The sequence below is a fragment of the Saccharopolyspora sp. NPDC002578 genome (assembly GCF_053592695.1).
Window position 1 is genome coordinate 48,700 of sequence record NZ_JBSFWJ010000039.1, and the last position, 13,158, is coordinate 61,857.

Genomic DNA, 13,158 nt, shown 5'->3' on the forward strand with positions numbered 1-13,158 from the left:
GTTGTCGCGAGTAGTGCGGGATCCGGCCATCAGTGCGGCACCGGTAGGACACCGAGGGCGATGGCGGTCCCGATGAACAGGAACGGGACGACGTAGAAGACGATCAGCGGAACGAAGGTGCGTGCCGGGTTGACCTGCGCGAGGCTGGTCGAGATGTAGATCGCGGCGGCACCGGGCGGCGAGGCGCCCTCGGTCGAGGAGAAGACCAGGATCGAGCACGCGGCCAGCACCGGGTGCACCCCGGCGGTGACGAGCACGGCGAAAGCCACGCCGCCGACCGTGGCGACGGTGGCGGTGGAGTTCAGCGGGCCGGCCACCAAGATGATGATGACTCCGACGATCAGGGCGGCGACGATCGGAGGCGCGCCGAGCCCGTTGAGCACAGCGCCGAGTTGGTCGGACAGCCCCAGTTCGCTGAGCACGGCGCCCCCGGCGAAGGCGAACACCATGGTGGCGCCGACGTCCTTGAACCGCGGCGCCGACTCGTCCATCAGCTCCGACCAGCCGCGCCAGGTCTTGGGCAGGTTCTGCCGACCGATCACTCCGGCGACCACACCCAGCATCACCGGGATCCACACGAGGATGTCGATCGATTCGACCGCGGCCGCACCGAGCGCCGAGGTGAGAGCATCTCCGCCTGCGCCGAAGGTCAGCACGATCGGCACGGCGATCGCTACGAAGACGAACAGGGACGTCCAGCCGCGCCGGAAGCTGGATCCGAGCCCGAGGATCTCCGATGCCGGAACGCGCGGGATCTTGTACCGGCGCACGAAGTAGGCGATGCACAGCAGGCGCCAAGACACGCACCAGCCCGCGGTGACGAACATCGCGACGAACAGCTGCTCGACCGAGACGAACGGCGCCACCGCCGCGGAGCCGATCAGCACGAAGAACGAGGCGCTCGGCGGGATCACAGCACCGTTGCCCGCGTTGCCCGCCACCACGGTGGCGGCGATGTGCGGCGACCAGTTCGACCGGTTCATCCACGGGATGGCGACCGAACCGATTGTGGCGGCGTTCGCCGAGCCCGAGTGCGCCACGCTGCCGAACGCCGCCGATCCGACGGTCGCGACGTAACCGGCGCCGCCTTTGACCCGCCCCAGCAGGGAGTTGAGGATGTCGATCTGCCGATCGATCACCCCGGTGCGGGTGAGGATCGACCCGATGAAGGTGAAAGCCAGCCCCGCGAAGACGATGTTCTGGCTTCCGGCCTCAGCTAATCCGACCCCCACCAGCTTTGGGAAGTCCACGGTGCCGAAGGCGCACAGGACGACGAACCCGAGGATCATCGCCTCCCCGATGCTGCGTTTCAGCACCGCGTTCCAGACCACGATCACCGCGATGTAGGCGATCAGGGCCCATACGGCCAGTCCCATCGTTCCTCCTCGTCGCCACACCGCTGTGGTGCACCCCGTCGCGCTGACAAGAGCCAGTTCTCCATAGGGTGGGAATCCGTATCGGTGTGCGAGAGTTACATGGAGCCGTGTCGCACGGCAAGACTCGCGGTGAAGTTTTGTTCCGCAGGGCGCAAGTGAGTTCCATGCAGTGAGTACATGGGCGCAAGGCGGCGTTGACACACTTCCATTTCGTGGCAATACTGCGCACTCAGCGGTAAGGATTACCACGGAACGGGATGTCGACAGAGGGAGTCAGCATGCGGGCGGCGGTACTGGGGCTGGGCGAAGCGGGCACGCTCTACTCGGCAGGGATGGTCGAGCTGGGTTGGACCGTCACGGGGTACGACCCGGCGGTCGACGCCGCGCCGACCGGAGTTCAGCTGGCCGAAACTCCGGGCGAGGCCGTGCGCGATGCCGAGGTGGTCATGAGCCTCGTCGGCGGCGCGCGCGCCCAGGAAGCCGCTGAGTCGGTGGCCGACCACCTCGCGCCGGATGCGATCTTCGCGGACATGAACGCCGGAGACCCCGTCGTGATGAACGCCGTCGCGCAGGTCATCGGCGCGGAGCGGTTCGCCGACGTGTCGGTCATCGGTCCGGTCCCCAACCACGGAGCGCAGACCAGCGTCATCATCAGCGGCGCGGCTTCCGCCGGCGCCACCGCCGTGTTCACCTCGCTCGGCGCTCCGGCGAACGACATCGGGGGGAGTCCCGGCGACGCGTCAGCGCGCAAGCTGCTGCGCAGCACGTTCATGAAGGGCCTCGCCGCGCTGATCGTCGAGTCCTGCACCGCCGGCCGGGCCGCAGGAGCCGAAGACTGGGTCCGAGCCCAGATCGCCGTCGAGCTCGCAGGCGGGGAGGCGACCCTGGACCGCCTCTACAGCGGCACCCACAAGCACGCCGCCCGTCGCGCCGGGGAGGTCACCGCCGCAGCGGCGCTGCTCGACTCGCTCGGTTTGCGGCCCGTGATGAGCAGGGCCACTGCCGAGCTCCACGCGACCTGCGCCGACGCCGCCCTGTTGCCCGCCGGCGATCTGCTCGCGGCGTACCAGGGCCTCGCCGTCGCCAACATCGGCGACGGTCGCGAGCGGATGGGCGTGCTCGACGGCGGTATTCGCTCGCTGTGGAAGGGTGCGCGGCTGGTCGGACGCGCTCGCACGGTCTGGGTGCGCAGCGGTGACAACAAGGCCATCCACGACGCGGTCCAAGTCTCCCGGCCGGGTGAGGTCATCGTGGTCAACGGAGACGGAGACGTCACCCGCGCGCTCATCGGCGAGCTCATCGCCGAACGCTTCAAGGCCCGCGGCGTCCTGGGCATGATCATCGATGGGGCGGCGCGGGACGTCGTCGAGCTCGAACGCATCGGGTTCGGGGTCTGGGCCCGCGGCGTGTCGCCCGCCGGGCCTTACAAGAACGGCCCCGGCCAGGTCGACGTGCCCGTCGCGGTCGGCGGCGTCGTCGTGCACTCCGGAGATGTGGTGGTCGCCGACGACGACGGCGTCATCACCATCCCCGCCGCCCAGGCGGCCTCCAGCCTGCTCGCCGGCCGGGCCGTGGAAGCCGACGAAGCGCGGCGCCGGGCCGCGATTCTCGCCGGCGCGTGAGGTGCAGTCCGGAGCCCCGGTCCTGCCCACGCCACCCGAGATTGTTCACCACCGTGTGGAAAGATGAGGGGGAAGGCGTCGAACAGAAGGGTGGTCGAGGTGGCTCCGGAAACGCCGAAGAACCCGGCGAGCAGCATGCGGTCCCTCGAGCGCGCCATCGACGTCCTGGAGGTGCTCGAAAGCAGCCGCCACACCCTGCGGCTCAGTGACATCGCCCGCCGCGCCGACCTCCCGGTCGCGACCACGCAACGCATCCTCAACGTCCTCGAAGCTCGTGGGCGGGTCGAACGCGACGCGACCGGGTATCGCCCCGGAGTCGGACTGATCTTCGGTGCGCACGCCTACCTCACCACCAGTCCGTTGCTGAACGCGGCGAGGCCCGTGCTGCAGGACCTCGCCGCCGAGACGGGCCTCACGGCATCCCTGTTCAAGCGGATGGGTCGGCACCGGGTCGTGCTCGCTCGCGTCGACGGTGCCCGCCCGCTGCGCTACGAACTGCCCATCGGAGAACAGCTCCCGCTCCACCTCGGCGCCGGCAAGGTCCTCGCGTCCGCCATGGACCCCGAGGAGGTCGAACGGCTCCTCGACCGGCTCGACGACCACACCCGCGCCGACGGAACGCCCATCGACCGAGACGCATTCCTCAACGACCTCAAGAGCATTCGCGACACGGGCTTCGGGCACGCGGTGGGCGAACGCGAACCCGGAATGGCGTCGGTCGCGGCGGGCCTGGCCAACGACACACCCACCACAGCCGCGATCCAGGTCGCAGGCACCCAAGAAGAGATCCCCCCCGAACGCATCGAACAGCTCGGCGTCGAGGTGCAACGGGCGGCCTTCGCCATCACCCGCCGCCTCAGCTGACCGAACACCGCTCACGCAAGATCTGGCGTGACCAGCGATTCGTCAACCCGCGCCGAAGCTGCATCACACGACCTTCCTGACGCTCAAGCTCGACGAGATGGTCGCCTGGTACGAGAAGGTCGCCGGGCTCACCCCAGTCCACTACAGCGACGGCGCGGCGTGGCTCACCAACGACGAGGCCAACCACCGGGTCGCTTTCATCGCGCATCCGGCCATCAAGAAGCCGGTGGACAAGTCGACCAGCGCCGGTCTGCACCACACCGCGTTCGAGTACACCGACTTCGACCAGTGGCTCGACAACTACCTGCGGCTCAAGGATGAGGGCATCCTGCCGTTCATGAGCCTCGACCACGGCATCACGATGTCGATGTACTACGCCGACCCGGAGGGCAACGGCGTGGAGATCCAGGTCGACGCCTTCGGCGACTGGGCGGTGTCCAAGGAGTGGATGTGGGCCTCGCGCGAGTTCGCCGAGAACCCCATCGGCTCCTTCTTCGACCCGGACAAGCTCGTCGAGGCACGCGAGCAAGGCCTCACGAAGGACGAGATCCACGCCGGCGCGCACGCCGGCAACTACGCGCCGGAAAACCCGCCCGCCGACATCCTGCTTCCCGAGGTCTACTGACCGGCCTGCTCGACGCCTTCGCTTATCGAGCGGACGGCCCGCACCCAGGACGCGAAACGGCTCGGGACGAGGTTCCCCGCGAGGCGACCGTCGCTCGTTCATGTCGCGGTCGCGCTCGACCGCCGTTCACGGGCACACCTACCGGATTCGCGTGCCCCAGCAAATCGTCGCCGACACCGCCGGCGGAGCCCCCGGGCGAAGAGGTGGACAGCACCGGGCGGCCGACGTGAATACCACTGTCGCCTGGCGTCATGTGGCGTGTATCTGGACGGCCGGTAACAACATGCTCGTCCGGCACCGTACCCGGAGCAGTCAGTACCGAGAGAATCTCTAGCCGAGTACACGACACCAATAGTAGTGATACCAGCTGTTGATGGCCGGTTGTCACCTTTTCAGGGCGGTCGTTCCAGCATTGAGAGGTGGGGGAGATGACAGAAAAGGATTGGGAAGCGGATTCGGCATCGCCGCTCGCGCGCAGGTTGGGGAAACTCGCACGCGAGCTCGGAGTGAGCGGTAACGACGACGGTTGCCCGGACATCTGGGAGCTGGTCGGTGGCGACGTCGCGGTGATTGGCCGCGATCTCACTGAGGAGTGTGCCGGTCGGCTTCCAAGCGGGACGACAGTGGCCTCCGGCGAGCGGCTCGTGGTTCTCCCCCATGCGACTTTGCTCGCAGCGAAAGAGGATATCCCCGATGTATGATTTGCTGAACTCGGTACCCGGTGAACAGTTGCACCTGGCGGAGTATCAACCGGATTTGCAGGGTCATTTCTGGCGAATAGGCGAAGCTGGTTTGCTCGGCTCTCAGACCGAGCCCAGCAACCGAACCGGCCCGAAGGACGCACTGAAGAAGAAGCTCACCGACGCCACTACGCCGCTGCACAGCCTGCAAGCCGCCATCGAAGCGGGAGCCGATCCGGTGGCGCTCGTCGACGCGATCAACACGGCACAAGCCGAGCGAGCCGCCGCACAGGCAGAGCTGGACGGCACACCCGAAGCACGGAACCTGAAAGGCGGAGAGGTCTACGCCATGATCGATTCGCTCGGCGACGTGGGGACTGCCCTGGCGGATGGCAGGCCGGAGACCCTGAACAAGATCTACGACAGCCTGCAACTCCGCCTCAAATACGAACCACACGCGCGAGTCGTAGAAGCTACGATCTCACCACGTGTGGTTAGCATGCGTGTCCGAGGGGCGAGTTGCGCACTAACCACACGCCTCAGCCTCGTTGTGGCTGAGTAGTGGCTCGATCACTCAAGCTTCATCGCGGGCGGACGACGAACGCACAGTCTCGTCAACAGGCAGCAGCCGGGTGACTCGTCTCATGCAAGTTGGGAGCCGTGGCCCGAGTGTGCGCCTGCCACGCGCGACACGCGTCGTCGTCAGCGAGAACCCTCGGTGCTTGATCTGCTCGACATGGGTGGATTGAGGGAGCGAGCCAGCGGGAAACGCCGATACCACCCGAAAAGAGTATTGGCGAAACACTCAGCCTTCTGCATGGCTGCTCCGATTCGATATCTACGTCCATTCGAGAGACAGATGCCTCACCTGGCGCTATCGTGGGATCGCCGTGGAGTCTCTAGGAGGGGCGTAAATGCCAGCGCATCGCGACGTGCCGTGGGAGATAGTCGAGCATACCTCCGCCAAGCATGACATCTACCGTCGTTACCTGCGACGGTGGTTCCCCATCTTGCTTGGCGGAAGTAACTCATACCCATCTGCAACGTACGCCGAGGGTTTTTCCGGTCCTGGAGTTTATAAGGGTGGTGAGCCCGGGTCGCCCATCATTGCGCTAGAGTCATTTCTTGGTCAGCTACCTCCCGAAAAGGGAACCGGAAGATTTCTCTTTGTTGATTCCGATGCGCGATGCGTGGATTTGCTAAAAAGGAAGACGGCACCTGTGTTGGCGTCTTCGGCAAGAGCGCAAGAGTCCATTCCAATTAAGTTTATTGAAGGAACTTGTGAGGAAAAACTCGAGGTTGGCTTGACCGAAATGGGAGCATGGGGACATCCTATTTTGGCGGTTCTTGATTCATGGGGAAATGCTCCTGTATCGTATAGCTTGCTGAAGCGTCTGGCAAATAACCCATCTAGCGAGGTAATAGTTACGTTTCAGCCTCAACATTTCGTGCGATTTGTCTCTGATCTCGGCGACTCTGCTGACGAAGTGTTCGGTCAAGACCGAAGGTGGCGAGAAGTCGCGAACTTTTCGGATGGGGAGGCGAAGCGGAGACACCTGCTTGATTGCTACAGGCGCTCACTGAGCGATGCCGGATTCGAATATTTGCTCGACTTTGAGCTGATCGACAGGCGGGGGCATTCTCTTTATCTCGTTTTTGGAACGAGTCATCGGCGCGGCGTCGAGAAGATGAAGGATTCACTATGGGAGGTAGATCGGTCCCACGGTGTCGGGTTCCGCGACCCCCGAGATGAATTAGCTGAAGCTCTTTTTGACTTGAAAGAACCTCAGCTCGGGCCGTTCGGGCGATTGTTGCTTCCCGAGATCGGCCGTTTCGGCTCTAAGGGCTGCCAAGTAAAAGATTTGATCAATTTCACGACGTTCCACACGGTATTCCGTCAGCAGCAGATCATTAGAACCGTTGACATGTTGCGCAGCAACCAAAGGGTCGAGGTGAATACCGAAGGACGCGTATTCTATGACACCTACGTTAGGATCAAAGGGGGTTGATCATTAACAAGCCCTACTGGCGAAAAGATGCAGGCATGGCGTTGTGCACTCGACCATCAAGCTCTCGTCCGCCAGACTTGGGCATCCGTCCGCCCCATTGTTTATGGAAGAAAGGAACAGAAGATTCTTCGCATTTATCTCGGATTTGCCGTACCCATTCTGGGTTGCAATGCCTCGCACGGGGACCTGATTCGCCTCCCGTAATTACCCAGTCTATATTATCAAGAGTCAATCCGGCGAGCGGACCAAGCAAGGGTTCCGCAGATATAAAACGCACAGCTGCCCCAACCTGGCGAAGGTCCTCGATCCGGGGTAGTTGCTGCTCGTCCTCAACTGAGACGCCTACCCACAAATTCGTTGGCCATTGAAGGGATTGTGAAATCCTGCGCATGCGAGCGGCGCGTTTAGTCAGTAATTGATATGTATGCTGAGGTGTGTCATTAATAACTTTGAACACTTCGCGCACGAAACTAATTGATACCTTTGCATGGAAAAGATCTGACATCGAGTTTACGAATACGAGACGCGGGCGAGACCATCGATAAGGAACATTCAACGAATCAAGGTGAGTTGCGACACCGAACCCTGGGCCGGAAGTTCGCGGATCGCCGTCCGTTTGGTACTTCTCTGTTCCCATTGCTTTCAGGCGTTTTGCGAGCGCCAATGCGTAACAATTGTCGCACCCCCGAGATACACGATCGCATCCCGTGGTCGGATTCCATGTCGCTTCGGTCCACTCGATCGAGGTGCTGTCGGACATGGCTCTCCTTCTGCAAAGGTGATGCCATCGTATCGTGAGCTATCCCCGCGGCCTAGGCCGCCCCTCGCGTGCCCGAAAATCCGGATGATTAGACCATATGTCTACCGTAGCTTCAGCTTGTCCAAAGCCCGCGGGTTGGTTTTGGCGCTGCCCCGCTGCACCGAGTAGACAATTCCGTTGTAGACGAGGTCCCAGAGGTTACGGTTAGTCTGAATTTCCCGAAGGTTGATCGAGAGTTCGTTTCCGTTCTTGTCTTTGAGTTCCAGGTCCCATGCTAGGCCGCCGCTGGTGCCGACTACTTTGACCTCGGTCAGTACGTAGGTGTCGACGTGGCCGTTCTTGATTGCGAACCAGTCGGATCCAGCGGAGATTCCGACGCTTCTGCCGATGAAGTAGAAGACGAATGGAGGCCAGACGACGAAGAGCCACAGCCACCAGGTGCTCATCCACCCGATGCCCCAATCTCTCAACGTTCCGAATGCGATGAGGATCAAAGACATCAAAAAACCTGACAAGACCGACGTTGAGACACGGCCTTGATGCCACTCAAGTACCGGCCCATGTCCCTCGGGGGCAGACGGGTATCGAGCTCGCCCCGGGGCGTTCTTCACGTCACCGCTGTAGTCGGCTGAGACCGGCGCGCGCGGTGGACGGGGCTCTCCGGTATGAAGATTCGGTTTTGGTGCGATCTCGGGCAACTTCAACCTCTCGACAAAGACCGTGGCGATACGTCAGCTCAGTCTGGCCATATTTCATCGACGACGAAACCAACGCCAATTCCGACCACGCCGCCTACGACAACGCCGACCGGGCCACCGATAGCAGCGCCGACGACAGCGCCGGAGACGAACGAAGACCCACCACTGACCGCGGCTTGAGTCGGGTCTTTTCCACCACTGACGTCTAGGAGCTGTTTAGAAATTGATCTTGGTGAGGCTGCGTAGCCAGATGTCGATGGCAGCGATGTGCACGGTGGCTTCGTAGCGGAGGGCGAGTTTGTCGTAGCGGCAGGCCACGGCACGGTGGTGTTTGAGCTGGTTGATCCCGCATTCCACGGCGTGACGCTGTCGGTAGGTCTCGGGGTCGAAAGCGGGCGGTCGGCCTCCGGCCGATCCGCGGGCGCGCCGGTGGGCGGCTTGGTCTTTCGGGGCTGGGATCGTCGCGGTGATCCCGCGTTTGCGCAGGTATGAGCGGTTCGCGCGGGAGGAGTATGCCTTGTCGGCAAGTACTCGCTCCGGGCGAGTGCGCGGGCGTCCGCGCCCGGGCCGTGCGACCCGGATCGACTCGAGCACGGTGACCATCTGCGGACTGTCAGCGCGTTGACCAGCAGTGATCAACAGCGTCAACGGTTTCCGGCCTTGCTCGCAAGCCAAGTGGATCTTCGTGGTGAATCCGCCCCGCGACCGCCCCAGTGCGTGATCGGCCGGTTCGTCGCCGGGCGGTTCGATCTGCTTGTCAGGCCGGCGGCGGGCTCCGGCGGCGTGCTGGTGGGCCCGGTTGATCGTGGAGTCCACCGACACCTGCCAGTCGATCAGCCCTACGCAGTCGGCCCACGCTCGCAGTGCCGAGAGGATCCAGGGCCACACACCCTCACGCTGCCAGCGGCGAAACAGCTGGTAGATCGACTGCCAACGCCCATAACGTTCCGGAACATCCCGCCACGGAGCACCGACCCGCACCCGCCACCGGACCCCATCGAGTAACTGCCGCCGTGTCCACTTCGGACGACGACCCACCACCGGCTGAGGCGGCAACACACGCTGCAACGCCACCCACTGCCGGTCCGTCAGATCCTGACGCGCGCCAACCGATACGCTTCCCACCGAGGTCTCCGGATAGATGTCGATCTTCTTGGTCGTTGATCCATCTACCGGAGACCTCACTGCCTTCAAACAGCGGGCCCCACGTTCCTAAACAGCGCCTAGCGGGCAGTTGCGAGCGCAGGTCCTGGATCTCACCGCTGGAGACGAAGCTCGCGATGGTGCCCAGCACGGCTTGCGCGTGGGTCAGGGCCTCTTCGCTGCTGCAGCCGCGGCCCTCGCGATCGGCGATGCGGCGAAGAAAGTCGTCGAATTCGTCGCCGATCTCGGCCTTTCCCGTAGGCCTCAGCAGCGGGTCCTTCAGTTCGGCAGGGAGCTGGCCGGCGAGATCGACCGGCTCGTTGCCGGCCAGGCGCTGGCCCAGCGCGGCGAGGATCTGCTTAGCTGCGGCGTCGGCGTGCTCACGCTCGGCCGGACGGCCGCGTTGGCGGACCTGGTTGAGGAACTCGTCGTACTTCATGGGTGTACTCCTGTTCTGGGGATTCCGGGAATCGTTGCAAAGCGACGGAAACCGCTGCGCGGGGGTCGCGTTCGGTGTGGTCGTACCGGTTCACCGGGTGATCGGGGTGAAATCGCGCGAGGCGATGAACTCCGGCCGCGGCTGGGTACCGGCGAAAGGCCGGTCCAGCGTGTTGTGCACGCTGTTGAACACGATGAAGATGTTCGAGCGCGGGTAGGGGGTGATGTTGTTGCCTGAACCGTGCATCGTGTTCGAGTCGAACCACAGCGCCGAACCCGCCGATCCGGTGAACTGCTCGATGCCGTGCTCGTGGGTTAGCCGCGTGATGTGGTGCTCGGTGGGCACACCGACCCGCTGCTCGGTCAGCGAGGACTTGTAGTTCTTCTCCGGGGTTTCTCCCGCGCAGGAGACGAAGGTCCGGTGTGCACCGGGCATGACCATGAGGCCCCCGTTGAACGGGTAGTTGTCGGTCAACGCGATCGACAGGCTCACCGCGCGGGGCTCCGGCATGCCGTCTTCGGCGTGCCAGGTCTCGAAGTCCGAATGCCAGTAGAACCCTCCACCGCGGAATCCGGGCATGTGATTGATTCGGCTCTGGTGCACGTAGACTTCAGATCCCAGGATTTGCCGTGCGCGGTCGAGGATTCGCGGTTCCCGGATCAGCTCAGCGATCAGCGGACTGCAGCGGTGCACGTCGAAGATCGAGCGGATCTCGTCGGACCCCCTCTCAACCACGGTGCGCTCGTCCGAGCGGATCTCCGGGTCGCGGGTCAGCCGTTGCAGCTCCTGCCAGTGCCGCTGCACCTCTGCCGGCGACAGCAGACGTCCCCACTCCTGACATCGCCGTCCTCCTGCATGCGGACGCGGCGGTGTTGAGCACGCGCCTGGACCGTCGTGGACGGCACAGCCGCTTCGAGCGCCAAGCCGACTCCAGCAGTATCGAAGCCGCCCGCTACGCCGAGGCCGCCGCGCAGCTGGGGGAGCGTGGCTGGCCGCTGCTGGAAGTCTCGTGCGCGGAGAATGCCCCGGAGGCGGTGGCGTGGACCGTGGCGTTGCATGTGCTGCCCATCTATGAGGAACGGAGCGGGAAGTGCCCGGCTTGAGCGTGTTGACCTGGAACATCAACAGTCCTTCCGAACACCGAGCCCAACGCCAACTCGACTGGCTGGCGACCCGCGGTGAGGACGTGTTCGTGCTGACCGAGACCAAAGCCAGCGACGGCTGCGCCTTGCTGGCCGAAGGGTTCCAGCACGCGGGCTACTCGGTGGTGTTCCCGGCCCCCGCGCCCCGCGAGCACGGCGTGATGATCGCCAGCAAGGTCGCGCTCGACGCCGACGACTGGAGCACCGAGCTCGACTACCTGCCTGCCCGTGCGGCCACCGCCACCGCCCACACCGACCACGGCCCCGTGCGCCTGATCGGCGTGTACGCGCCGTCGCGCGACGCGAGCCCGGACAAGGTCGAACGCAAACAACGCTGGCTGCACGAATTCAGCGACCTGATGGGCCGCTCGGCGAAGGAACGTTCGGAGACCCGGCTGCTGCTCGGCGACCTCAACGTGATCGAACCCGACCACACCCCGCGGTATCCGCAGTTCCTCGCCTTCGAGTACGACTTCTACCGCTCGCTGATCGACCGCCACGACCTCCGCGACGCCTACCGGCACACCGCTCCCGGCGAGGTCGAGCACAGCTGGGTCGGGCGAACCGGCGACGGCTACCGCTACGACCACGCCTTCTGCTCCCCGGCACTGACGTCCTGCGTGTCCGCGTGCCACTACGTTCACGAAGTCCGGCTCGGCGACCCCCGGTTGAGTGATCACTCCGCCCTGGCCGTGCACCTGGACCTCGCCCCGCTGCGCCCGTTGGTAACCTCCGACCCCAGCACCGCCGCCAGCCCACCCACGCTGTTCTGACCACAGCACCCCAAGCCGCTCGGGCTGGCGCTTCCCACCGGTGACCACGGGAGAATGCCAGCTCGCATGAGCACAACCACCCATGCCAGCACGCCCCGCCTCGGCGCCCGCGTCCTGCTGCTCGACTCCGACGATCGCGTGCTGCTCATCCACGCGCGCGACCCCGACGCGCCTGAGCATCAGTGGTGGGAGCTTCCCGGCGGAGGGATTGATCCGGGCGAGACCGCCCACGACACCGCGCGCCGGGAGATCACCGAGGAAACCGGACTGGTCCTCGACGACATCGGTCCGCTGGTGTGGACGAGGGAATCCCGCTTCACCTACCGCGGACAGCAGCACCACCGCCAAGACGAGGTCTTCCTCGCCCGCCTCACCGACACCCACCCCACTCGGGCACCGAAGCACTCCGCCAACGAGACCGCCGGGCTCCTCGGCCAGCACTGGTGGACCACCGCCGAACTCGCCGAGACCACCAGCGAACTCCTTCCCCCCGAACTGCCCCGGCTCATGGAGTCCTTCCTCGACGGCACCCTCACCATCCCGGTGCACCTCAACGATTGACCTGGGTCGACGGGAACTGTCGGTCGGACATCGGACGCGGGTACAGCTGCCCGAGACAGGTGGTTCACCGAGCGAGCCGGGGCTGGTATTGCCAGCCGTGGGTTTGTCGGCGGGTGATGCGGACGATCCGATTGGCTTCGGCGGGGTGGAGCAGGTGCAGGGCGTCGTTGTTGGAGGCCCACCGGTATTCGGCGACCTCGGCGGGGTCCGGATCGGGCACGGTGGTGCCGACGAGGTGGGCTTCGACGAGGAAGTGGGCTTTGTTCTCGCCGGCCGAGGACTCGCCTTCGGACCAGCCGGCCCACAGCAGCGTCCCCGGGGTGACGGTGAGGCGGAGTTCCTCGTGGACTTCGCGGACCATCGCCTGCGGTGGCGAGTCGGGGCCGCGGGATTCGCAGCGTCCACCGGGGAACGAGAACTTCTCGTCGGTCGGTCCCCGGACGAGGAGGAGCTGCCCCGTGGCGTT

14 protein-coding genes and 2 pseudogenes are annotated in these 13,158 nt (G+C 64.5%); 9 read left to right on the plus strand and 7 right to left on the minus strand.

Translation table 11 applies throughout. The features are described from left to right. Positions 1-29 precede the first annotated feature (29 nt). Positions 30-1,376, minus strand: a complete 1,347-nt coding sequence (locus ACWD38_RS19015; RefSeq protein WP_184479693.1) for a TRAP transporter large permease subunit — start codon at positions 1,374-1,376, stop codon at positions 30-32. Between the two features lie 278 nt (positions 1,377-1,654). Between ACWD38_RS19015 and ACWD38_RS19020 the strand changes: the two genes are divergently transcribed. The 6 genes from ACWD38_RS19020 to tcmP all read left to right on the plus strand — a co-directional run bounded on the left by ACWD38_RS19020 (position 1,655) and on the right by tcmP (position 7,176). Then, entirely contained in the window at positions 1,655-2,998 is a 1,344-nt protein-coding gene (locus ACWD38_RS19020; RefSeq protein ID WP_450124582.1) for an RraA family protein, read from the plus strand. 99 nt (positions 2,999-3,097) lie between these two features. Then, positions 3,098-3,862, plus strand: coding sequence for an IclR family transcriptional regulator domain-containing protein (locus ACWD38_RS19025; RefSeq protein WP_184479691.1), 765 nt, complete (start codon positions 3,098-3,100; stop codon positions 3,860-3,862). Positions 3,863-3,920: 58 nt separating this feature from the next. Continuing rightward, positions 3,921-4,487, plus strand: coding sequence for a VOC family protein (locus ACWD38_RS19030; RefSeq protein WP_281398611.1), 567 nt, complete (start codon positions 3,921-3,923; stop codon positions 4,485-4,487). Between the two features lie 428 nt (positions 4,488-4,915). After that, positions 4,916-5,188: a hypothetical protein gene (locus ACWD38_RS19035; RefSeq protein ID WP_450124583.1), complete on the plus strand. Its 273-nt coding sequence runs from the start codon at positions 4,916-4,918 to the stop codon at positions 5,186-5,188. Then, positions 5,181-5,729: a hypothetical protein gene (locus ACWD38_RS19040; RefSeq protein WP_450124584.1), complete on the plus strand. Its 549-nt coding sequence runs from the start codon at positions 5,181-5,183 to the stop codon at positions 5,727-5,729. The genes ACWD38_RS19035 and ACWD38_RS19040 overlap by 8 nt, the downstream gene beginning before the upstream one ends. Before the next feature lie 352 nt (positions 5,730-6,081). Beyond that, entirely contained in the window at positions 6,082-7,176 is a 1,095-nt protein-coding gene (gene tcmP, locus ACWD38_RS19045) for a three-Cys-motif partner protein TcmP (RefSeq protein WP_450124585.1), read from the plus strand. A 13-nt stretch (positions 7,177-7,189) separates the two neighbouring features. On the opposite strand, the gene ACWD38_RS19050 is transcribed toward tcmP, so the two are convergent. The 5 genes and pseudogenes from ACWD38_RS19050 to thpD form a co-directional block, all read right to left on the minus strand. Further along, positions 7,190-7,936, minus strand: a complete 747-nt coding sequence (locus tag ACWD38_RS19050; RefSeq protein WP_450124586.1) for a DUF5131 family protein — start codon at positions 7,934-7,936, stop codon at positions 7,190-7,192. A 101-nt stretch (positions 7,937-8,037) separates the two neighbouring features. Continuing rightward, a complete protein-coding gene (locus ACWD38_RS19055) occupies positions 8,038-8,436 on the minus strand; it encodes a hypothetical protein (RefSeq protein WP_450124587.1) in 399 nt (132 codons plus the stop codon). A gap of 414 nt (positions 8,437-8,850) precedes the next feature. Next, positions 8,851-9,759, minus strand: coding sequence for an IS5 family transposase (locus ACWD38_RS19060; RefSeq protein WP_450124588.1), 909 nt, complete (start codon positions 9,757-9,759; stop codon positions 8,851-8,853). A 112-nt stretch (positions 9,760-9,871) separates the two neighbouring features. Further along, positions 9,872-10,216: pseudogene (locus tag ACWD38_RS19065) on the minus strand (DUF2267 domain-containing protein); the annotation flags it as partial. Between the two features lie 90 nt (positions 10,217-10,306). Continuing rightward, positions 10,307-11,038, minus strand: a pseudogene (gene thpD / locus ACWD38_RS19070) (ectoine hydroxylase); the annotation flags it as partial. Positions 11,039-11,085: 47 nt separating this feature from the next. On the opposite strand from thpD, the gene ACWD38_RS19075 reads away from it, so the two are divergent. The 3 genes from ACWD38_RS19075 (at position 11,086) to ACWD38_RS19085 (ending at position 12,692) form a co-directional block, all read left to right on the plus strand. Beyond that, the gene (locus ACWD38_RS19075) at positions 11,086-11,319 is read left to right on the plus strand and encodes a hypothetical protein (protein ID WP_450124592.1); all 234 of its coding nucleotides are present in this window, start codon (positions 11,086-11,088) and stop codon (positions 11,317-11,319) included. Positions 11,320-11,321: 2 nt separating this feature from the next. Next, entirely contained in the window at positions 11,322-12,131 is an 810-nt protein-coding gene (locus ACWD38_RS19080; protein WP_450124591.1) for an exodeoxyribonuclease III, read from the plus strand. Positions 12,132-12,197: 66 nt separating this feature from the next. Then, entirely contained in the window at positions 12,198-12,692 is a 495-nt protein-coding gene (locus ACWD38_RS19085) for an NUDIX hydrolase (protein ID WP_450124589.1), read from the plus strand. A gap of 64 nt (positions 12,693-12,756) precedes the next feature. Here the strand turns inward: ACWD38_RS19085 and ACWD38_RS19090 are convergent. Then, positions 12,757-13,158: NUDIX domain-containing protein (locus ACWD38_RS19090; protein ID WP_450124590.1), on the minus strand; the 402-nt coding region annotated here is incomplete at its 5' end.

Bases quoted from the DNA above. Each gene is read 5' to 3' on its own strand.
- ACWD38_RS19055 (WP_450124587.1), bottom strand. From the start codon at position 8,436: ATGTCTTTGATCCTCATCGCATTCGGAACGTTGAGAGATTGGGGCATC.
- ACWD38_RS19035 (WP_450124583.1), top strand. From the start codon at position 4,916: ATGACAGAAAAGGATTGGGAAGCGGATTCGGCATCGCCGCTCGCGCGC.
- ACWD38_RS19015 (WP_184479693.1), bottom strand. From the start codon at position 1,376: ATGGGACTGGCCGTATGGGCCCTGATCGCCTACATCGCGGTGATCGTG.
- tcmP (WP_450124585.1), top strand. From the start codon at position 6,082: ATGCCAGCGCATCGCGACGTGCCGTGGGAGATAGTCGAGCATACCTCC.
- ACWD38_RS19040 (WP_450124584.1), top strand. From the start codon at position 5,181: ATGTATGATTTGCTGAACTCGGTACCCGGTGAACAGTTGCACCTGGCG.
- ACWD38_RS19085 (WP_450124589.1), top strand. From the start codon at position 12,198: ATGAGCACAACCACCCATGCCAGCACGCCCCGCCTCGGCGCCCGCGTC.
- ACWD38_RS19050 (WP_450124586.1), bottom strand. From the start codon at position 7,936: ATGTCCGACAGCACCTCGATCGAGTGGACCGAAGCGACATGGAATCCG.
- ACWD38_RS19020 (WP_450124582.1), top strand. From the start codon at position 1,655: ATGCGGGCGGCGGTACTGGGGCTGGGCGAAGCGGGCACGCTCTACTCG.